At 71.6% G+C, this 19,674-nt stretch carries 20 protein-coding genes; 19 read left to right on the top strand and 1 reads right to left on the bottom strand.

The features are described from left to right. The 17 genes from ABZ934_RS30355 to ABZ934_RS30275 all read left to right on the top strand — a co-directional run. Positions 1-496, top strand: a 496-nt coding sequence (locus ABZ934_RS30355) for a biotin/lipoyl-containing protein (protein WP_361319242.1), incomplete at its 5' end; no start/stop codon positions are given. A 6-nt stretch (positions 497-502) separates the two neighbouring features. Next, on the top strand, positions 503-1,477 hold the full coding sequence (locus ABZ934_RS30350) for a hypothetical protein (protein WP_361319240.1): 975 nt from the start codon (positions 503-505) through the stop codon (positions 1,475-1,477). 88 nt (positions 1,478-1,565) lie between these two features. Beyond that, complete coding sequence (locus ABZ934_RS30345; protein WP_361319238.1) at positions 1,566-3,035, top strand: FAD-dependent monooxygenase; 1,470 nt, start codon at positions 1,566-1,568, stop codon at positions 3,033-3,035. An 89-nt stretch (positions 3,036-3,124) separates the two neighbouring features. Next, a complete protein-coding gene (locus tag ABZ934_RS30340) occupies positions 3,125-3,454 on the top strand; it encodes a TcmI family type II polyketide cyclase (RefSeq protein ID WP_136215368.1) in 330 nt (109 codons plus the stop codon). Then, positions 3,451-4,722 (top strand): beta-ketoacyl-[acyl-carrier-protein] synthase family protein, encoded by a 1,272-nt coding sequence (locus ABZ934_RS30335; protein WP_361319236.1) that lies wholly within the window; start codon positions 3,451-3,453, stop codon positions 4,720-4,722. The genes ABZ934_RS30340 and ABZ934_RS30335 overlap by 4 nt, the downstream gene beginning before the upstream one ends. Next, positions 4,719-5,939, top strand: a complete 1,221-nt coding sequence (locus tag ABZ934_RS30330) for a ketosynthase chain-length factor (protein ID WP_361319234.1) — start codon at positions 4,719-4,721, stop codon at positions 5,937-5,939. Before ABZ934_RS30335 ends, ABZ934_RS30330 begins: the two co-directional genes overlap by 4 nt. Positions 5,940-6,078: 139 nt before the next feature. Next, the gene (locus ABZ934_RS30325) at positions 6,079-6,354 is read left to right on the top strand and encodes an acyl carrier protein (protein ID WP_361319232.1); all 276 of its coding nucleotides are present in this window, start codon (positions 6,079-6,081) and stop codon (positions 6,352-6,354) included. A gap of 163 nt (positions 6,355-6,517) precedes the next feature. Next, positions 6,518-7,303 carry a 3-oxoacyl-ACP reductase FabG gene (gene fabG, locus ABZ934_RS30320; protein ID WP_361319230.1) on the top strand — a complete coding sequence of 262 codons (786 nt, stop codon included), beginning with the start codon at positions 6,518-6,520 and terminating at the stop codon, positions 7,301-7,303. Positions 7,304-7,333: 30 nt separating this feature from the next. Beyond that, positions 7,334-8,278, top strand: a complete 945-nt coding sequence (locus ABZ934_RS30315) for an aromatase/cyclase (RefSeq protein ID WP_361319228.1) — start codon at positions 7,334-7,336, stop codon at positions 8,276-8,278. Positions 8,279-8,282: 4 nt separating this feature from the next. After that, positions 8,283-10,733 (top strand): SDR family oxidoreductase, encoded by a 2,451-nt coding sequence (locus tag ABZ934_RS30310; protein ID WP_361319226.1) that lies wholly within the window; start codon positions 8,283-8,285, stop codon positions 10,731-10,733. Positions 10,734-10,826: 93 nt separating this feature from the next. Beyond that, complete coding sequence (locus ABZ934_RS30305) at positions 10,827-12,275, top strand: MFS transporter (protein WP_361319224.1); 1,449 nt, start codon at positions 10,827-10,829, stop codon at positions 12,273-12,275. A 38-nt stretch (positions 12,276-12,313) separates the two neighbouring features. Then, on the top strand, positions 12,314-12,781 hold the full coding sequence (locus tag ABZ934_RS30300) for an acyl carrier protein (RefSeq protein WP_361319222.1): 468 nt from the start codon (positions 12,314-12,316) through the stop codon (positions 12,779-12,781). Then, a complete protein-coding gene (locus ABZ934_RS30295; RefSeq protein WP_361319220.1) occupies positions 12,778-13,575 on the top strand; it encodes a 4'-phosphopantetheinyl transferase superfamily protein in 798 nt (265 codons plus the stop codon). The genes ABZ934_RS30300 and ABZ934_RS30295 overlap by 4 nt, the downstream gene beginning before the upstream one ends. Before the next feature lie 20 nt (positions 13,576-13,595). Beyond that, positions 13,596-15,215 carry an acyl-CoA carboxylase subunit beta gene (locus ABZ934_RS30290; protein ID WP_361319218.1) on the top strand — a complete coding sequence of 540 codons (1,620 nt, stop codon included), beginning with the start codon at positions 13,596-13,598 and terminating at the stop codon, positions 15,213-15,215. Continuing rightward, positions 15,212-15,514, top strand: coding sequence for an acyl-CoA carboxylase epsilon subunit (locus ABZ934_RS30285; protein WP_361319216.1), 303 nt, complete (start codon positions 15,212-15,214; stop codon positions 15,512-15,514). Before ABZ934_RS30290 ends, ABZ934_RS30285 begins: the two co-directional genes overlap by 4 nt. Positions 15,515-15,588: 74 nt before the next feature. Further along, entirely contained in the window at positions 15,589-16,140 is a 552-nt protein-coding gene (locus ABZ934_RS30280; protein WP_361319214.1) for a nuclear transport factor 2 family protein, read from the top strand. 12 nt (positions 16,141-16,152) lie between these two features. After that, complete coding sequence (locus tag ABZ934_RS30275) at positions 16,153-16,530, top strand: acyl carrier protein (protein WP_361319212.1); 378 nt, start codon at positions 16,153-16,155, stop codon at positions 16,528-16,530. A 103-nt stretch (positions 16,531-16,633) separates the two neighbouring features. On the opposite strand, the gene ABZ934_RS30270 is transcribed toward ABZ934_RS30275, so the two are convergent. Further along, positions 16,634-17,008, bottom strand: coding sequence for a BTAD domain-containing putative transcriptional regulator (locus ABZ934_RS30270; RefSeq protein ID WP_361319210.1), 375 nt, complete (start codon positions 17,006-17,008; stop codon positions 16,634-16,636). Between the two features lie 413 nt (positions 17,009-17,421). On the opposite strand from ABZ934_RS30270, the gene ABZ934_RS30265 reads away from it, so the two are divergent. Together ABZ934_RS30265 and ABZ934_RS30260 are read left to right on the top strand one after the other, a co-directional pair. After that, positions 17,422-18,252 carry a thioesterase domain-containing protein gene (locus ABZ934_RS30265; RefSeq protein ID WP_361319208.1) on the top strand — a complete coding sequence of 277 codons (831 nt, stop codon included), beginning with the start codon at positions 17,422-17,424 and terminating at the stop codon, positions 18,250-18,252. A 361-nt stretch (positions 18,253-18,613) separates the two neighbouring features. Next, positions 18,614-19,456, top strand: a complete 843-nt coding sequence (locus ABZ934_RS30260; RefSeq protein ID WP_361319206.1) for an NAD(P)H-binding protein — start codon at positions 18,614-18,616, stop codon at positions 19,454-19,456. The last annotated feature ends 218 nt before the right edge of the window (positions 19,457-19,674 follow it).

Below are 19,674 nucleotides of genomic sequence, written 5' to 3'. Positions count from 1 at the left end.
CGACCCGGCGTTCGCCCCGACCGACGGGACCCCGTTCACGATCCACACCCGCTGGATCGAGACCGAGTTCGTCAACGAGATCCCGGCCTTCACGGTCACAGGTGAGGACGCCGCCGACGAGGGCGCCCGCGAGCGGGTGGTGGTCGAGGTCGGCGGCCAGCGCCTGGAGGTGACCCTCCCGGCCGCCTTCGGCGTCCCGCAGGCAACCGGCCGGACCGTGTCGCTCACCGGAGGGACGTCGCGCAGACGCTCATCGGGCCGGTCCGGACCGGCCGCCTCCGGCGACGTCCTCGCCTCCCCGATGCAGGGGACCGTGGTGAAGGTGGCCGTGGAAGAAGGCCAGTTCGTCGAAAAAGGAGACTTGGTGGTCGTCCTGGAGGCCATGAAAATGGAGCAGCCGCTCAACGCGCACCGCTCCGGGATGGTCAAGGACCTGGCCGCGGTGGTCGGGGTGGCGCTTTCCTCCGGAGCCACCATCTGCGAGATCAAGGACTGATGCACGTTGGCAGCACTGACCTACAGCGATGCGATGAGCGAGGCGCTCCAGCGGTTACGGGGGGTGGGGTTCGAGCACGGGACCTCCTTCGTCAACCACGCGCCGATGGCAGCCGAGGCCCTGGCCGCCATGGGGTACGCCGACGAGGTACCGGGTTGGGTCGAGTCGAACCTGCGGGTGCGCACGTACCACGACGTGCCCGAGGCCCGCTGGACGATCGACCCCACCGACCGGCACGACTGGCAGGCGGCGCTCGGCGACTTCAGCCGAGTGGCCGACTGGACCGGGATGTTCGAGCGCGAACTCGCCGATGACGCCTGGACCGAGGTTCTGGCCCGATGGTGGCCGCGGCTGCTGCCGGGTATGTCGGGAGTCCTCACCCACGGCGTGATCCGCACCGCGCACGCGGTGCGCGCCGTGGTCGGGGCGGGGAACGAGAACCGGCTCCAGCTCGACGAACTCGCCCAAGGACTCGGCTACTGGGCCTCGCGGTTCTCGGGCCACGCGGGCAAGGCCACGGCCGGTGAGGACTCGCCCCCGGCCGACCCGCACACGCTTGGGGACGAGCCGGCCCGCGCCGCGCGGGCGCTGGACGACCTGGTCGCCGAGTACTCCGGCATCTACGCGACCGTTGCCCAGCGACACCCGATCCCGCTGATTCACGCGGTCACCGGCCCGGCCGCGGTCCGGCTCGTCATCGAGCACCTGCCCGAGTCGCAGCGCTGGCCCTCGTACCTTGTCGCACGTGACGTCAGCCGGGCCATGCTCGGCTGGTTCGGTGCCCCCGGCGACGGGGCCGGCGGGACCGAATTCCTCGCGCCCCCGGTCGACGAGGTGTTCGCCGCGGCCGCCGCGATCGGTGACGAGCACGCCATCAAACTCGCCGAAGTAGCCGTACGCCACCACACGATCGCACCGGACCCCCGCTACGCGGCCGCCGCCCACACGGCGAACCGTGGGATCGTCCAGTTCTACCGGTGATCATTCGGTGGGGCGGCGCCACCGCCCCACCCTGCAAAAGACCCGTCCTTCCCCGCCTGAAGGGCGGGTTTCGCATGCGAGGAGAGACATGGACGCACAAGTGATCGTCGTGGGCGCAGGGCCGGCAGGCATGATGCTCGCCGGTGAACTGCGGCTCGCGGGGGCCGACGTCATCGTCTTGGAGAAACTGGCGGCGCGCACTGGTGAGTCGCGCGGCCTCGGTTTCACCGCACGGACCATGGAGATCTTCGACCAGCGGGGCCTGCTGCCCCGGTTCGGGGACATCGAGGTCAGCAACGTGGGCCACTTCGGGGGTCTGCCGGTCGACTTCGCCATCCTCGACGGGGCCCACCAGGCCGCCAAGACGATCCCCCAGTCCGCCACCGAGACGGTGTTGGAGGAGTGGGCCACGCAGCTGGGCGCCGACATCAGGCGCAGCTGCGAGGTGCTGTCCCTGACCGAGAAGGAGGACTGCGTCGAGGTCGAGGTCCGTGGGCCGTCGGGGGTGCACACCCTGCGCGCCGACTACCTGGTGGGCTGTGACGGGGGCCGCTCCACCATCCGCAAGGCGGCCGGCTTCGACTTCCCCGGCACCGCCTCGACGCTGGAGATGTTCCTCGCGGACGTCAAGGGCATCACCCTCGCACCGCGGATGATCGGTGAGACGCTGCCCGGCGGCATGGTCATGGTCGGCCCGCTTCCCGGCGGCGTCACCCGGCTCATCGTCTGCGAGCGCGGCACCCCGCCGCAGCGCCGCGAGACCCCGCCGACCTGGCAGGAGGTCGCTGACGCCTGGCAGCGGCTGACCGGTGACGACATCTCGCACGCCGAGCCGGTATGGGTCTCCTCCTTCGGAGACGCCACCCGTCTGGTCACCGAGTACCGGCGCGGCCGGGTCATGCTCGCGGGCGACTCCGCCCACATCCACCTGCCGGCCGGCGGCCAGGGCATGAACACCAGCATCCAGGACGCGGTCAACCTCGGCTGGAAGCTCGGCGCGGTGGTCTGCGGTCGGGCCCCCGAGGCGCTGCTCGACACCTACCACGCCGAGCGGCACCCGGTCGGCCGGCGGCTGATGATGAACACGCAGGCCCAGGGTTTGCTGTTCCTGTCCGGCGCCGAGGTGCAGCCGCTGCGCGACGTGCTGAACGAGCTCATCGCCTACCCGGAGGTCAGCCGCCACTTCGCCGCCATGGTGAGCGGTCTGGAGATCCGCTACGACATCGACGGCGGCTCCCACCCGCTGCTCGGCCGGCGGTTGCCGGACGTGAGGCTGACCGGCGACAAGCTGGTGCGCAGCAGCACGGACGCGCTCCAGCGCGCCCGTGGTGTCCTGCTCGACCTGACCGACAACGCCGGGCTGCGCCGCCGCGCCACGCCCTGGCAGGACCGGGTCGACGTCATCACGGCCGCCGTGGCCGACCTGCCCGCGGGCAGCCCTCTGGAGGGCACCACCGCCGTACTCGTCCGCCCCGACGGTTACGTGGCCTGGGCCGCGCCCGGTAGCTACGCCGACCTTCCGATGGCTCTGGAGCGTTGGTTCGGCCCCGCACGCTGAAACGTTTCGCCAAAGTCTCCCGCGACCTTGGCCCCCTTGCGTCAAGACTTCCCCAGGCAAGCCTGCGTACCGCTGAAGGAGACACGAACATGCACAGCTCGTTGATCGTCGCCAGAATGGCTTCGGGCAACCAAAGTGAGGTGGCCCGGCTGTTCAAGGAGTTCGACGAGACCGAGATGCCACACCTGATGGGCACCCGGCGCCGCCAGCTCTTCGCCTACCGCGGCCTCTACTTCCACCTCCAGGACTTCGACACCGACAACGGCGGTGAGCTGATCGAGGGCGCCAAGTCGGACCCGCGCTTCCAGCGGATCAGCGAGGACCTCAAGCCGTTCATCGAGGCGTACGACCCGGCGACCTGGCGCTCTCCCGCCGACGCGCTCGCCACCCGCTTCTACGACTGGGACGGCCGCGCATGAGCGCCAGGCGCGTGGTCATCACGGGCGTCGGGGTCACCGCACCCGGCGGCGTCGGTGCCAAGAACTTCTGGAGCCTGCTCAGCGAGGGGCGCACGGCGACCCGGGGGATCACCTTCTTCGACCCCTCCTCGTTCCGCTCCCGGGTCGCGGCCGAGATCGACTTCGATCCCGAAGCGCACGGCCTGAGCCCGCAGGAGATCCGCCGGATGGACCGGGCCGCCCAGTTGGCCGTCGTCACCGCCCGTGAGGCGGTCGCGGACAGCGGTCTCGACCTGAGCGGGCTCGACCCGTACCGGACGGGCGTCACGATCGGCAGCGCGGTCGGCGCGACCATGGGCCTCGACGAGGAATACCGGGTGGTCAGCGACGGCGGCAGGCTAAAACTCGTCGACCACGAGTACGCGGTCCCCCACCTCTACAACTACCTCGTGCCCAGTTCGTTCGCGGCCGAGGTCGCCTGGGCGGTGGGTGCCGAAGGTCCCTCGACGGTGGTCTCCACCGGCTGCACCTCGGGTCTGGACTCGGTCGGCCACGCGGTCGAGCTGATCCGCGAGGGCTCCGCCGACGTGATGGTCGCGGGTGCCTCGGACGCGCCGATCTCCCCGATCACGCTCGCCTGCTTCGACGCCATCAAGGCCACGACCCCGCGCAACGACGACCCCGAGCACGCCTCGCGGCCGTTCGACGGGACCCGCAACGGCTTCGTACTGGGCGAGGGTTCCGCCGTGTTCGTGCTGGAGGAGTTGGAAAGCGCGAAGAAGCGCGGCGCGCACATCTACGCGGAGATCGCGGGCTACGCCTCGCGGTGCAACGCCTTCCACATGACGGGCCTGCGCCCCGACGGCCTGGAGATGGCCGAGGCCATCTCGGTGGCGATGGGCGAGGCCCGGCTGAACGCCGAAAGCATCGACTACATCAACGCGCACGGCTCGGGCACCAAGCAGAACGACCGGCACGAGACGGCGGCCTTCAAGAAGAGCCTGGGCGACCACGCGTACCGGACCCCGGTCTCCTCCATCAAGTCGATGGTGGGGCACTCGCTGGGCGCGATCGGCTCGATCGAGATCGCGGCGTCCGTGCTGGCCATGGAGAACAACGTCGTGCCTCCGACGGCGAATCTGCACACCCCCGACCCCGAGTGCGACCTCGACTACGTGCCGCTGACGGCGCGTGAGTGGAAGACGGACGCGGTTCTCACGGTCGGCAGTGGTTTCGGCGGGTTCCAAAGCGCGATGGTGCTCGCCCGACCGGAGAGAGGATTGGCATGAGCACGACACAGAAGGTGGTCGTGACCGGACTGGGCATCGCCGCCCCGAACGGGCTCGGCACCGAGGACTACTGGGCGGCGACCCGGGTCGGCAAGAGCGGCCTCGGCCGCATCACCCGCTTCGATCCCAGCCGGTACCCGGCCCGACTGGCCGGTGAGGTACCCGGTTTCAACGCATCCGAGCACCTGCCCAGCCGGCTGATGACCCAGACCGACCACATGACCCGCCTCGCGCTGGTCGCCACCGACTGGGCGCTGGAGGACGCCGGCATCACGCCCGCCGAGCTGCCCGAGTACGACATGGGCGTGGTCACCGCCAGCTCCTCCGGCGGCTTCGAGTTCGGCCAGGGCGAGCTGCAGAAGCTGTGGAGCCAGGGCAGCCAGTTCGTCAGCGCCTACCAGTCGTTCGCGTGGTTCTACGCCGTCAACAGCGGCCAGATCTCCATCCGCAACGGCATGAAGGGACCCAGCGGCGTCCTGGTCAGCGACCAGGCGGGCGGCCTCGACGCCCTCGCCCACGCCCGGCGCCAGATCCGCAAGGGCACCCCGCTCATCGTCTCCGGCAGCATCGACGCTTCGATCTGCACCTGGGGATGGGTCGCCCAGCTCGCCGGCGGTCGGCTCTCCACCGTCGAGGACGCGGACCGCGCGTACCTGCCCTTCGACACCGACGCGGCCGGTCACGTCCCCGGCGAGGGGGGCGCGATGCTGATCCTGGAGGACGCCGACGCGGCCCGCCGCCGAGGCGCCAAGGTGTACGGGGAGATCGCCGGCTACGGCTCCACCTTCGATCCGGCCCCCGGCAGCAGCCGCGGCCCCGGCCTGCGCAAGGCGATCGAGATCGCCCTCGCCGACGCGGACGTCGAGGCGGGCGACATCGACGTCGTCTTCGCCGACGCCGCCGCGGTGCCGGAACTCGACCGCATCGAGGCCGCAGCGCTCACCGACGTGTTCGGCCCGCACGGCGTCCCGGTCACCGCGCCCAAGACGATGACCGGTCGCCTGTACTCCGGCGCCGCGCCGCTGGACGTCGCCACCGCGCTCCTCGCCATCGAGGACGGCCTGATCCCGCCGACCACCAACGTCGAGCCGGACCCGGGCTACGACCTCGACCTGGTCACCGGCCAGGCGCGGGTCGCCGATGTCCGCACCGCCCTGGTGCTCGCCCGCGGCCACGCCGGATTCAACTCCGCCGTGGTCGTCCGCGCCCACGGCTAGCGGCCGGCGATCCGGCACCTCAGACGGCGCCTGCCGCCCCGCCCCCCGCTCTCCCGCCGGGTCCGCGGTGGCGGGCGTTTCGCCCGCGCGCACCCGTGCGGGCGGTCCATCACGAGACACCGAGAGAAAGGCCCGACACGTGGCTACCCAGCACTTCACACTTGAGGACCTCAAGCGGATCCTGCTCGAAGGCGCCGGCGCCGACGAGAACGTCGACCTGAACGGCGACATCCTCGACACCGAGTTCGAAGAGCTCGGTTACGAGTCGCTGGCCCTGCTGGAGACCTGCGGCCGGATCGAGCGCGAGTACGCCATCACGCTCGACGACTCCGTGATGAGCGAGGCCAAGACGCCCCGCGCCCTGGTCGCGGCGGTCAACGAGTACCTCGCGCCCGTCGCCCCGGTCGCGGCCTGATTCCCTCGAAACAGGCAGCACCAGAGCCTCGCAACACCTCTCACCACACAGGAACCCGAGCCCGCACGACCTCCGGCCGTCGGCCGCGGAGACCTCCGCGCCCGGCGGCCGGTACACGTCGGCAGGTCCGTCCCATGTCGCTCAGCCAAGGGGAGTAGTACACATGTCGAACAACGACCAGCGGGTCGCCCTCGTATCCGGGGCCACCAGCGGAATCGGCCTCGCGGTGGCACGACTGCTGGCCGGTCAGGGCCACCGGGTGTTCATCGGCGCCCGTGACGCCGAGAACGTCGCCGCCACCGTCAAGCAGCTGCGGGAGGAGGGCCTGGAAGTCGACGGCACCATCCTCGACGTGCGGGACCCGGAAGCGGTCGAGTCGTTCGTCCGGGCCGCCGTGGACCGGTTCGGCACGGTCGACGTCCTGGTGAACAACGCGGGCCGCAGCGGCGGCGGGGTCACGGCCGACATCGAGGACGACCTGTGGAACGACGTCATCGAGACGAACCTCAACAGCGTCTTCCGCCTCACCCGCGCCGCCCTCACCACCGGTGGGATGCGCCACAAGGAACGCGGCCGGATCATCAACATCGCCTCCACCGCCGGTAAGCAGGGTGTCGTCCTCGGCGCCCCGTACTCCGCCTCCAAGCACGGCGTCGTCGGCTTCACCAAGGCCCTGGGCAACGAGCTGGCCCCGACCGGGATCACCGTCAACGCGGTCTGCCCCGGATACGTCGAGACGCCGATGGCCCAGCGCGTGCGGGCCGGCTACGCGGCGGCGTACGACACCTCCGAGGACGCGATCATGCAGAAATTCACCTCCAAGATCCCGCTCGGCCGCTACTCCACCCCGGAAGAGGTCGCCGGCCTGGTCGGCTACCTCGCCTCCGACACCGCCGCCTCCATCACCGCACAGGCGCTCAACGTCTGCGGCGGCCTCGGCAACTTCTGATCACCCCTGAGACCCCAAGGAGTCACGAGCATGTCTGAGTCCGGCCCGCGCCAGGTGGAGCACGAGATCACGGTCTCGGCCCCCGCCGCTGCCGTCTACCGACTGATCGCCGACGTGGCGAACTGGCCGCGCATCTTCCCGCCGACCATCTACGTCGACCACCTGGAGCGCACGGGCGACGAGGAGCTCATCCGGATCTGGGCCACGGCCAACGGCGAGGCCAAGAACTGGACCTCCCGCCGCGTCCTGGACCCCGAGGGCCTTCGGATCACCTTCCGCCAGCAGGTCTCCACCCCGCCGGTGGCCACCATGGGCGGCACCTGGATCATCGAGTCGATCAGCGAGAGCGAGTCCCGGATCCGGCTGCTGCACGACTACACAGCCGTCGACGACGACCCCGCGGGCCTGCGGTGGATCGAGGAGGCCGTCGACCGCAACTCGCGCTCCGAGCTGGCCGCCCTCAAGACCAACGTCGAACTCGCCACCGCCTCCGAGGAGCTCACCTTCTCCTTCGAGGACACCGTGGAGATAGACGGATCCGCCAAGGACGTCTACGACTTCATCAACGAGGCCGGCCTGTGGTCGGAACGGCTGCCGCACGTCGCGGTCGTCCGCCTCACCGAGGACGTGCCCGGACTCCAGACCCTGGAGATGGACACCCGCGCCAAGGACGGCTCCGTGCACACCACGAAGTCGTACCGGGTCTGCCTGGAAGGCGAGAAGATCGCTTACAAGCAAACCACGCTGCCCGCGCTGATGAACCTGCACACCGGCTACTGGACCTTCCGCGAGACCGACACCGGTGTTGCCGCGTCCTCCCAACACACCGTTGTGCTGCGGGCCGAGAACATCGAGAAGATCCTCGGCGCCGAGGCAGGCGTCGCCGAGGCCCGCGAGTACGTACGGACGGCCCTGAGCACCAACAGCCGGGCGACGCTGGGCTACGCCAAGAGCTACGCCGAAGCGAGGCGCTGACCCCGTGCCCGCCGCACCCGCCGTGGACACCCATGTCATCGTGGTCGGCGCCGGACCGGTGGGGCTGATGCTCGCCGTCGAGCTGAGGCTCGGCGGCGCCGACGTCATCGTCCTGGAGCAGCGGGACGCCCCCACCACGGAGTCCCGCGCCTCCACCCTCCACGCCCGCACCATGGAACTCCTCGACCAGCGCGGGCTACTCGGGGAGCTCGGTACGCCGCCGCACGAGCCCATGGGGCACTTCGGCGGCGTACCCCTGGACCTGAGCCTGCCCAGTCCCTACCCGGGGCAGTGGAAGGTGCCGCAGGCTCGCACCGAGGAGCTGCTGGGCGCCCGGGCCCTGGCCCTGGGCGCCGAGCTGCGCCGCGGGCACGAGGTCACCGGCATCAGCCAGCACCCCTACCACGTCGAGGTCGAGGCGGTGGGCCCCGCCGGGCCGGTCCGGGTCACCGCCCGCTACGCAGTCGGCTGCGACGGCGAGCAGTCCGCCGTACGGCGCCTCGGCGGATTCGACTTCCCGGGCGACCCCGCCGAACGGGAGCTGATCCGGGCCGACATCGACGGCATCGAGATCAGGAACCGCCGCTTCGAGCGGCTACCAGGCGGGCTGGCCATCGCCGCCCGTCGCGGCGACGGCGTCACCCGGGTGATGGTCCACCAGATCGGCCGTCCGCCGCGCGCCGGAGCCGCTGACTTCGCGGACGTCACCAAGGCATGGCGCCACGTCACCGGTGAGGACATCTCCGGCGGCACCCCGCTGTGGGTCAACGCCTTCGGCGACGCCTCCCGGCAGGCCGTGCGCTACCGCGACAGGCGGGTGCTGCTCGCCGGGGACGCGGCGCACCAGCAGATGCCGATCGGCGGACAGGCCCTGAACCTGGGTCTGCAGGACGCGGCCAACCTCGGCTGGAAACTCGCGGCCGCCGCCACCGGGCGCTCGCCCGGCGGCCTCCTCGACTCCTACCACCACGAACGCCACCGTGTCGGCCGCCGGGTCCTGTCCAACATCCGGGCGCAGGCCCGGCTCCTGCTGGGCGGCCCCGAGACGGAGTCACTGCGGGCGGTCATGGGCGAGCTGATCGCCCACGAGAACGTACGCACCCACCTGGCGGGCATGATCAGCGGTCTCGATATCCGCTACGCCGCCACGGCCACGGCCGCCGGCACCGGCCACCCGCTCGCGGATACCGCCGCCGGCCCGGAGCCCGACCGGCACCCACTGGCCGGTGCGCGGCTCCCGCACGCGGAACTGCTCCCGGAGCGGCCCGCGCGGTCCACCGCCGCCGGTGAGGGGCCCCGCCCCGTCAGCACCCTCGCGCTGCTGCGCGCAGCGCGCGGCGTGCTGCTCGTCCTGACCGGCGACGGCGCGCTACGGGAGGAACTGGCCGAGGCCGCCGCCCCGTGGGAGCGCACGCTGGACACCGTCACCGCCACGGCCCCGACGGACGGCCCGCTGTCGGGCGTCGCTGCCCTGCTGGTCCGGCCCGACGGCTACGTCGCCTGGGCCGGCGGCTCGGCGCGGGGCCTGGCAGCCGAACTCGGCCGCCTCTTCGTCACCGACGCGCAGAGCGAGCGGGCCCGGCGGGACGGGTCCGTCGGGCCGTCCCGCACGGCCGGGAGCAGTACCGCGCGCGCCACCGCGCGCACCGCGCCGCACCACTCGTACGACCAACACAACGGCAGGAGAAGGAACATGGGGAACCTGACCGGCAAGACGGCGCTCGTCACGGGCGCGAGCCGGGGTATGGGGCGGGCCACCGCCGAACGGCTGGCACGCGAGGGCGCGCTCGTCGCCGTCCACTACGCGACCGGCGCGGACGCAGCGGCCGAGGTCGTCGCCGGGATCGAGCGGGAGGGCGGACGTGCCTTCGCCGTCCAGGCCGAACTGGGCGTACCGGGCGACGTGCACGAGCTGTTCCTCGGGCTGGAGCGGGGCCTCAAGGAACGCACCGGCTCCACCGAGCTGAACATCCTCGTCAACAACGCGGGTGTGATGGGCGGGGTCAAGCCCGAGGACACCACCCCAGAGCAGTTCGACCGCCTTGTCGCGGTCAACGCCAAGGCCCCGTTCTTCATCATCCAGCGGGCGCTCACGAACATTCCCGACGGCGGCCGGATCATCAACATCTCCTCCGGGCTGACCCGCTTCGCCAACCCGGACGAGATCGCGTACGCCATGACGAAGGGCGCGGTCGAGATGCTCGCGCTGCACTACGCGAAGTACCTCGGCCCCCGGAACATCACCATCAACTCGGTGGCGCCGGGTATCACCCGCAACGGCAACCCGCTGTTCGACATCCCGGAGGCCGTCGAGGCCATGTCGGGCCTGTCGACCTTCAACCGGATCGGTGAGCCGCAGGACGTCGCCGACGTCATCGCCTTCCTCGCCTCCGACGACGCGCGCTGGGTGACCGGCTCGTTCGTCGACGCGAGCGGGGGCACGCTGCTCGGCTGACTGCCGCCCGCCGGCGCGCCACCCGCCGCGGGCTCGCCCCCCGCGGAGCACGAGGCCCCGTACGACAACCCCCACGAGCTGGAGCGCAGCACCGTGAAGAGCTCATTCCGCCCGCCGCAGACCGTCGCCCCGGTGCCCGTCGAGCGGTGGAGCCTCCGGCTGTGGGGGCTGCTGTTCGTCCTCGCGGGCAACATGCTCATCGACGCCCTCGAAGTGTCCGTGGCGGTCGTGGCCCTACCCTCGATCGCCACGGACCTCTCGCTGCCGCTGGTCACCGTGCAGTGGACGATGACCGGCTTCGCCGTCGGCTTCGGTGGGCTCATGCTGTTCGGCGCCCGCATCGTCGCACTGTTGGGGCGGCGCCGGGTCTATCTCGCCGCCCTCCTCGGGTTCGCCGCGGCATCCCTGACCGGCGCACTGGCCGAGGACCCCGGGCTGCTCCTCGGGACCCGGCTGGTGAAGGGCTTCTGCGCGGCACTGACCGCGCCCACCGGGCTCGCCATCATCTCCACCACTTTCCCCGAAGGGCCGCCCCGCGACCGGGCGCTGTCCGTCTACACCCTCTTCGGGGCCAGCGGTTTCACCGCGGGCCTCCTGCTGTCCGGCTGGCTCACCGGATTCAGCTGGCGGCTCACCTTCGCCTTCCCGGCCCCGGTGGTGCTCGTCCTGTTCCTGCTCGGGCTGCGCTTGATCCCCGGCCCGGAACCCGACGCGCCGCTGCCGGGCCGGGCCGCCCACCGCCGCTACGACCTGGCAGGCGCGGCCACCTTCCTGGGTGGGCTGCTCGCCTTGGTGCAGGGCATCGTCTCGGTGCCGGTGCACGGATGGGCCGATCCGCGTTCCTCGGGGCTGCTGTGCGTCGCCGCAGCGTTGCTCGCGTTGTTCGTCGTGGTCGAACGCCGCACCGCGGATCCGCTGGTGCGGTTCGAGGCGTTCCGCAGTGCCGCGATGGTGCGCTCGGCGCTCGGCGCCGCCGCCCTCAACGGCTCGTACCTGGGGCTGCTGTTCGTCGCCACCTACCAGCTCCAGACCCTCGCGGGCTGGTCGCCGCTGCGCGCGGCGCTCGCCTTCGTACCGGCCGCGGCGCCGCTCATGGTGACCGCGCTGCTGTCCGGGCGGATCGTCGCGCGCTACGGCGCGCCCCGGCTGATCGCGGCCGGCGCGGTCCTGCCCCTGGCCGGCTACCTGCTGCAACTGCGTCAGACCTGGCCGGTCGGCTACGCGGAGAGTCTGCTGCCCACGCTGCTGCTGGTGGGGGCCGGCTTCGTGCTGTCCTTCGCCGCGCTCAACATGCAGGCGACCTCGCAGCTACCGCCCGCCGAACGCGGGGCAGCCACCGGCCTCTACCAGACCGCCGTCCAGATGGGCGCGGCCCTGGTGCTGTCGCTGGTCGCTGCCCTGCTCGCCGGCTGCGAAGCGGCCCCCGGGGCCTCGGCCGCCGAGTCCCTCGCGGCGTGCCGGCCCGCGCTGGTCCTGGTGGCCGGGATCGGCGCCCTCGGGCTGCTCGTCGGCCTCACCGGGGTGCCGGCGCGGCGCCGCTGACTCGTTGGCCCCCTCCACCCTCTTCCCGAGGACAGATCATGACCATGGATCAGACCCAGAAAATTTGGAGCGTCGACGACTTCGACGCCTTCGACGACTTCGATTTCGATGTCGAGTTCGAGCAGGACTACCCGGTGCGCGAGGTGGTCCCGCCGACCCTGGCCGCCCTCGCCGCCGGCGACCTGGAAACCCGTACCAGAATGATCGACGAATACGTCCGTCAGGAGCTCGCGCGCGTGCTGCGCGTGCCACCGCACACCATCGACACCGTGGGCCGTCCGATGAACAGTCTCGGCATCGGCTCGATCAACGGCCTGGAACTCCAGAGTCGGATGGAGGCCGCCCTCCAGGTCGACGTGAACCTCCAGCGGCTGCTGCGGGCCAACAGCGCCGCCGAGCTCGTCGAATGCCTGGCGGGGCAGCTCGGGCCCGAGGACAGCCCGCACAAGCATGACCACGCGGCTGTCGCGCACGCGGCGGCCCACGGCGTGGCGAGCGCGGTGTGACGGCCGACGTGCTGGTGCGCAGTGTCCCCGAGTCCGGCTCGGGAACACTGCCGGCCGACGGCCGGCTCGACATCTGGATGCTGCGCAGGCCACGCCTCGACGAGGCCGCGGAGCTGCTGGAGACGGGCGAACTCAGCGACGCGGAGCGCGAGCGCGCCGCCTCCTTCGTACGCCCCAGCGACGGGATCACGTACGCGTCCGCGCACATCGGGCTCCGGCGGCTGCTCGGAGCCTACCTGGGGACCGCCCCGCAGGACGTTCCCTTCGTCCGCGAGCCCTGCCCGGGGTGCGCCGAGCCGCACGGCCGGCCCGCCGTCGCCCATCCCGACCCGCCGCTGCACTTCTCGCTCGCGCACAGCCACGGCATGGCCGCCGTCGCGGTGTCCTCGGCCGTGGCCGGGATCGACGTGGAACGGCTACCGCGGGACGAGACCGTCGACGTCTGCACCCCGGCGCTGCACCCCGGGGAGCGCGAGGAGCTGGAGAACCTCGACGTGGAGGGGCGGCGCGCGGCGTTCGGCCGGATCTGGACCCGCAAGGAGGCGTACCTCAAGGCACTGGGCACGGGCCTGTCCCGCGGCCCGGAAAAGGACTACCTCGGCGCCGACCCGCGGCGCAGGCCCGCCGGATGGACCCTCTTGGACCTCCACGCGGGACCGCGTCACAACGCCGCCGTAGCGATCCGCGGGGGCGTCCCCGAGGAGGTCACCGTGCGCTGGCTGCCCGCCGAGGCCCTCTACGTCGGCGGCATCGTGGACATCGGCGCCGGTGACAGAACGACCCAAGGAACTTGATTCGGGAGCGTGACCCAATTATGTCGACTGACGAGAAGACGAAGACCCAGGCATGGTCCGAACTCTCCGAGCGTGAGCACCGGGGGCACTGGACCTCGCGCGAACGGCTCGAAGAACTCAGCCTGATCAAGGAGGAGGCCCGCCGGGGGCCCGACCCGAAGGCGACCGAGCGCCAGCACGCAAAGGGCAAGCTGACCGCGCACGAGCGCATCGCGCTGCTGCTCGACGAGGGCTCCTTCAACGAGGTCGAGTCGCTGCGCCGGCACCGGGCGAGCGGCTTCGGCCTGGAGGACAAGAGACCCTACAGTGACGGTGTGATCACCGGTTGGGGCACGGTCGAGGGCCGCACGGTCTTCGTCTACGCGCACGACTTCCGGATCTTCGGCGGCGCCCTGGGCGAGGCCCACGCCACGAAGATCCACAAGATCATGGACATGGCCATCGCGGCCGGTGCCCCGCTGGTCTCCCTGAACGACGGCGCGGGCGCCCGCATCCAGGAGGGCGTCTCCGCCCTCGCCGGTTACGGCGGCATCTTCCAGCGCAACACCAAGGCGTCGGGCGTCATCCCGCAGATCTCGGTCATGCTCGGCCCCTGCGCCGGCGGCGCCGCGTACTCCCCGGCCCTGACCGACTTCGTGTTCATGGTCCGCGAGATCTCGCAGATGTTCATCACCGGCCCCGATGTGGTCCGCGCGGTGACCGGTGAGGAGATCACCCAGAACGGGCTCGGCGGCGCCGACGTCCACGCGGCCACCTCGGGCGTCGCGCACTTCGCGTATGACGACGTGTACAGCTGCTTGGAGGACGTCCGCTTCCTGCTCTCGATGCTGCCCGCGAACAACCGCGAGCTGCCGCCGTCCGCCAAGAGCGGCGACGCGGCCGACCGGCGCACCGACCGGCTGCTCGAACTGGTGCCGGACGACCCGAGCCGGGTCTACGACATCCGCGGGGTCATCGAGGAGATCGTCGACGACGGCGAGTTCTTCGAGATCCACCCGGCCTGGGCGACCAACATCGTCTGCGCGCTGTCCCGCCTCGACGGCGAGGTCGTGGGCATCGTCGCCAACCAGCCCGCGTCCTTCGCCGGTGTACTCGACATCGACGCGAGCGAGAAGGCCGCGCGATTCGTCCAGTTCTGCGACGCCTTCAACATCCCGCTGGTGACCCTGATCGACGTCCCCGGATTCCTGCCGGGCGTGGAACAGGAGCACAACGGCATCATCCGGCGTGGCGCCAAGCTGCTCTACGCGTACTGCAACGCAACGGTGCCGCGGATCTCACTCGTGCTCCGCAAGGCATACGGCGGCGCGTACATCGTCATGGATTCCCGCTCCATCGGCACGGACCTGGCACTGGCCTGGCCGTCGAACGAGATCGCGGTGATGGGCGCGGAGGGCGCGGCGAACGTCATCTTCCGCCGTGAGATCAACGCGGCCGAGGACCCCGAGGCGGTGCGCCAGCAAAAGATCAAGGAGTACCAGGCCGAGCTGATGCACCCCTATTACGCGGCCGAGCGCGGACTCGTCGACGACGTCATCGACCCCCGCGACTCCCGGCACGTGCTGATCCGGTCCCTGGCGATGCTGCGCAACAAGCACGCCGACATGGTGTGCCGCAAGCACGGGAACCCGCCCCAGTGAGCGGGGCCACCGTCCGTCCCGCGGACGTGCGCACGGCGTCCGGGCCGACCGCCGACGCGTTCACGCCGACCTCCGAGGACACGGCGCTGGTCATCCGCGTCGTGAAGGGGAAGGCCACCGCCCTGGACGTCGCCGCCCTCACCACCGTGCTGCTCGCCCGCGCCGCGGCCCTCGCCGGAGCCGGCCCCGGACTTCAGGAAGGCAGGCCCGCGGCGGGCTGGCGCCCCCGCGTCGACCACCGGGGCACGGCCCACCGCGATCCGCGCGGCTGGCAGCTCTCCGGCGGCCGGGCCGCCTGACCACTCCAGCGACACCCCGAGCCCTGCTCCCGCATCCGCGGCGGAGCCCCACCGGAACCGGAGGAAGAGTACGGATGACTGTGACCGACGAGGAGGTCGCCGACCTGCGCGCGCAGTTGCGTGTGCTGACCGACCGAGCCGAGATCGTCGAGCTCGTCGACCGCTACGTCACGCTGCTCGACACGCAGGACGACTACGGGTTCGACGACGCCTGGACCCGGTCGGTCTTCACCGAGGACTGCCGGCTGGAGTTCCCCGTCGGCCGATTCGAAGGACTGGACGGGCTGGCCCACTTCCACTTCGAGAAGAAGGCCAAGTTCGACCGTACGCACCACCTGGCCGCCAACTACGGCATCAACCTCAAGGGTGACGTGGCAATCCTGCGCGTGCACCTGATCGCCTCACACGTGCACCTCCACGACGGCCCCGACCCGGGCGGCCGGTTCGACATCGGCGGGTACTCGGAAGGCGAGGCGGTGCGCACCCTCGACGGCTGGCGGCTGCGTTCTTGGAAGTTCAACCTCAAATGGTCGGCGGGCGACGGGCCGCGGCCGGGACCCGAACCGCGTGCGCTGCGCCGGTCCCAGCCCCGCCCCCGTCCCGAGGACCAACCGCACACCCGATGAAGGGATGAGACTGTGCCAGCGAAGTCTGCGAACACGTTGGACCAACCCCTGACGGACCGGGCGGGGACCCTCCCCGACATGCCCGAACTGCTCTCCTCGACGAACGGGGACGGCGACGCCCGCCTCCGTGCGCTGGAGACCTACCTCTGCCAGAAGCTCCAGAGCACACTGGACGTGCCGCCCGCCCATCGGATCAACCGGACGCGTCCCCTCTACAGCCAGGGAGTCGACTCGATCACGGCCCTTGCGCTGCAACGCAAGCTGGAGAGCGCGTTGCGGATCCCGGTCCGCACGACCCACCTGCTGCGCGAGAACTCGGTCACCGAGATCGCCGCGCTGCTGGCGGTCCTGATAGACGAGGCGAACGCCGGCGCGCCGACCCAGGCATGACCGGTTCGGCCGCCGGCCGACGAATCAGACGGCCTTTTCCGGGCCCGTACACGTCGGCCCTTGGAGTTCCTCCAAGGGCCTTCTGCGTGTTCACCGGGTCCGGTTACCGCCGCCCGTGGTCAAGGCCGGCCGGAGTGGTAGGGGCCAGAACGTCGAAAAGCCGAACGAGCGATTCCTGTTCCGGCCCGGCTTTTCGACACGTCCCGCATCCGACCGATCTCGTTCGTCCCCGGTACAAGGTCGGCATCAGCCGGTCGTAGAACCGCTCGCGCAGCGGGCGCGCCGCCGTCAGCCGCTCCGGCTGCGTGGCCCTCTCGCCGTGCCGGCCCCTGCGCAGCGCCGCATCGTGCAACGTCTCCAGGGTGGTCGGCCGCAGCCGGTGCAGTGACCGGGAAGGTCTACCGGGTCGGGCCGCGACCGCTCCCGGCGGACGAAGGTCCGCGCCACAGCACGAGGGCCGACCGGCAGTAGTCGGCACACCCGCGCCATGTGGGGCTCAAGCGCGTTGGCGGCGGCCGCCGGCGGCCGGTCGCCCCACAGCTCGTCGATGAGCCGCTCGACCGACAGCATCTGACAGGCACCCACCACCAGGGCGGCCGGCAGCGTGCGCCGCTCGGCACCCGCGGTCGTGACGCGGGCGCCCGTACAGCGGTCGAATGGTGCGCGAGCGATGCTGAGGGCGGACCCGGCGCTGGACACGGTGGCGAGCCCGCGCCGCGAGTCGACCTCGACCTGTACGCGGCGTAGCGGGCGGAGCCGCCACAGCCGCGCCGGCCACCTCACCGCCGCCCTGCCCGGCCACCGCACCGCGGTCGGAGCCCGTCTTGAGTCGACCCCCAGCAGACTCCGAGAGGCTCGGGACGAGATGTGACAACAGAGAGGTGGCGGCCCATGAAGGTACGACTGCACTGCTTCGCACACGCGGGGGCCGGGGCGTCCGCGTTCCGGCGCTGGAACCGGTACACCGGGGGAGGGGCAGAGACCGTCTCCTGGCCGTTGCCCGGGCGCGACCGACGACGCGGGGAGCCCCGGGTGACCACCCGCGAGGCTCTGCTCGCCGACCTGCGACCACTGTTCGAGCAGGTGGCGGACGCACCCGAGGTGCCGTACGTGCTGTACGGCCACAGCCTCGGCGGAGCCGTCGCCTACACCGTCGCGCATGCGCTCCAAGAGGCCGGGCTGCCAGGGCCCGCACTGCTCGCCATCGGCGCCTGCCCGCCACCCGACACCCCGGCCGTCCTGGCGAGCTGCGCCGAGCTGCCCGACGCGGAACTCCTGCGGGTGCTCGACGGATTCGGCGCCGCGCCGCCCGGAGCGGAGCCCGGGGACCTCTGGCACCGCTGCGTGCTGCCCGTGCTCCGGGACGACCTGCGCCTCGCCCTGGCCCTTCGCGGCGCGGCCGCCGGCCGGGTCACGGTGCCGCTGCTCGCCGTCAATGGCGCCGAGGACCGGCTCGCGAGCGCCGCCACCCTGGCCGGATGGTCGCGCTGGACCACCGCCCGCACCGTCCAGCGCACCTTGCCGGGCGGCCACTTCTTCGTCCGCGAACGCGAACTGCCCCGCCTGCTCGGACGGGGGGCCCGCGTCGTGCTCCGCGCCCGTACCGGCCTGATCCCACAGCATCCGGCGGACCGGCTGACCGCCACGGACGATCCTTGGCACGCTTTCCGCGGCGGCCGAGTCATGCCCCGGCCGGCAGGAGCCCCGTCGAACGCGCGGTGACCCGGCGAAGTCACGTCGCCCCCGGTGCGCTCACACCGCATCCTCGAAACCGGACCCCGGACGGGCGGCGATGCCGCCACGCCGGCGCTCTCGCGCGCCCCCATGCCCGCCTCTGGCCGTTCATACCCGCCGGGCCACGCGGCCGGCCACGTCCCGTCCCGTCACCACACCACGCAAGGAGTCCGCTCAAGGCTGCCACAGCACCCGAGGCGGACAAGGGGGCCATCCGACGGGCCGCTCCGCCTCCAGGACGATCCGGAGAACCAGGGTGCGGTTCAGGCCCTTGCGGGAAACCGGGCTTTCAATACGAAATTACATGCATGGAAGCGTACATACCCAACACCAGACGAATGGAGATCTCGTGACCATCCTCATCACCGGCGCCCGCGGCAAGGTCGGCCAGGCGGTCATCGCCCGCCTGCACTCCGCCGGCCTCGCCGTCCGCGCAGCCAGCGGCCACCCCGCCGAACTGACCGTCCCGGCCGGTGTCGAGACCGCCGAACTCGCCCTTGACCGCCCCGAGACCTTCGCCCCAGCGCTCAGCGGCGTCCGCCAGGTCTTCCTCTACCCCGAGCCCGCCGGCATCCACGATTTCGTCAAGGCCGCCGAAGCCGCGGGCGTGGAGCACGTCGTCCTGCTCTCCTCGTCCTCGGTCCTCGGACCCGACGCCGAGAACGACCCGCTCGCGAGCCACAGCCTCAAGATCGAGCGGGCCCTGGCCGACTCCGCCCTCACCCACACGTTCCTACGCCCCGACGCCTTCGCCAGCAACTCCTTCGGCTGGGCGGGGTCCATCAGCCGGTCGATGCCGGTCCAACTCGCCTACCCTGACGCGCACGTAGCGCTGATTCACCCCGAGGACATCGCCGACATCGCCGCCGAGGCCCTGACCGGCGGCGCCCTCACCGGCCGCTCGCTCACCCTGACCGGTCCGGAGTCACTCTCCTTCCGTGAGCAGCTCGCCGTCCTCGCCGACACACTCGGCCGTGAGATCCCGGTCGAGCACATCAGCCGCCCCGAGGCCGAGCGGCAGATGGGCGGTTACCTGCCCGCGCCGATGGCCTGCTCGCTGCTCGACCTGTGGAAAGCCGCGGACCATCGTCCCGCCGCCATCGCCGACACCACCGAGACGCTCCTCGGCCGGCCCGCCCGCACCTTCCGCCAGTGGGCTCAGGAGAACGCCGGCGCGTTCACCGGGCGCTGACCAGTCCGGCGGTGGGGACCCGTACCGCTCACGAGCACGCTGAGCCGATCGGGTCCCCGGCCGGGACCGACGGTCCACCACTGCGAGGCCCGCGACCACTCGGTGCGGGGCGCGCCTGTGCCGCCTGCATGGGTTGGACCTGACGCTGTCGGCCTGATCCGGGGGGAACCGAACCGGGGGGGGGGTGGCGATCCGAGCTGTTCGCGGCGCGCACCGTC

This window comes from Streptomyces sp. NPDC046557 (assembly GCF_040645975.1).
Taxonomy (GTDB): Bacteria; Actinomycetota; Actinomycetes; order Streptomycetales; family Streptomycetaceae; genus Streptomyces.
Note: the sequence above shows the minus strand (reverse complement) of the source record. Positions and strands in the feature narration are given on the sequence as shown.

What these genes read in the sequence shown, in the direction of transcription:
- ABZ934_RS30315 (WP_361319228.1), top strand. Translation starts at nt 7,334, where the DNA reads ATGTCTGAGTCCGGCCCGCGCCAGGTGGAGCACGAGATCACGGTCTCG.
- ABZ934_RS30345 (WP_361319238.1), top strand. Translation starts at nt 1,566, where the DNA reads ATGGACGCACAAGTGATCGTCGTGGGCGCAGGGCCGGCAGGCATGATG.
- fabG (WP_361319230.1), top strand. Translation starts at nt 6,518, where the DNA reads ATGTCGAACAACGACCAGCGGGTCGCCCTCGTATCCGGGGCCACCAGC.
- ABZ934_RS30265 (WP_361319208.1), top strand. Translation starts at nt 17,422, where the DNA reads ATGAAGGTACGACTGCACTGCTTCGCACACGCGGGGGCCGGGGCGTCC.
- ABZ934_RS30335 (WP_361319236.1), top strand. Translation starts at nt 3,451, where the DNA reads ATGAGCGCCAGGCGCGTGGTCATCACGGGCGTCGGGGTCACCGCACCC.
- ABZ934_RS30340 (WP_136215368.1), top strand. Translation starts at nt 3,125, where the DNA reads ATGCACAGCTCGTTGATCGTCGCCAGAATGGCTTCGGGCAACCAAAGT.
- ABZ934_RS30300 (WP_361319222.1), top strand. Translation starts at nt 12,314, where the DNA reads ATGACCATGGATCAGACCCAGAAAATTTGGAGCGTCGACGACTTCGAC.
- ABZ934_RS30280 (WP_361319214.1), top strand. Translation starts at nt 15,589, where the DNA reads ATGACTGTGACCGACGAGGAGGTCGCCGACCTGCGCGCGCAGTTGCGT.
- ABZ934_RS30330 (WP_361319234.1), top strand. Translation starts at nt 4,719, where the DNA reads ATGAGCACGACACAGAAGGTGGTCGTGACCGGACTGGGCATCGCCGCC.
- ABZ934_RS30290 (WP_361319218.1), top strand. Translation starts at nt 13,596, where the DNA reads ATGTCGACTGACGAGAAGACGAAGACCCAGGCATGGTCCGAACTCTCC.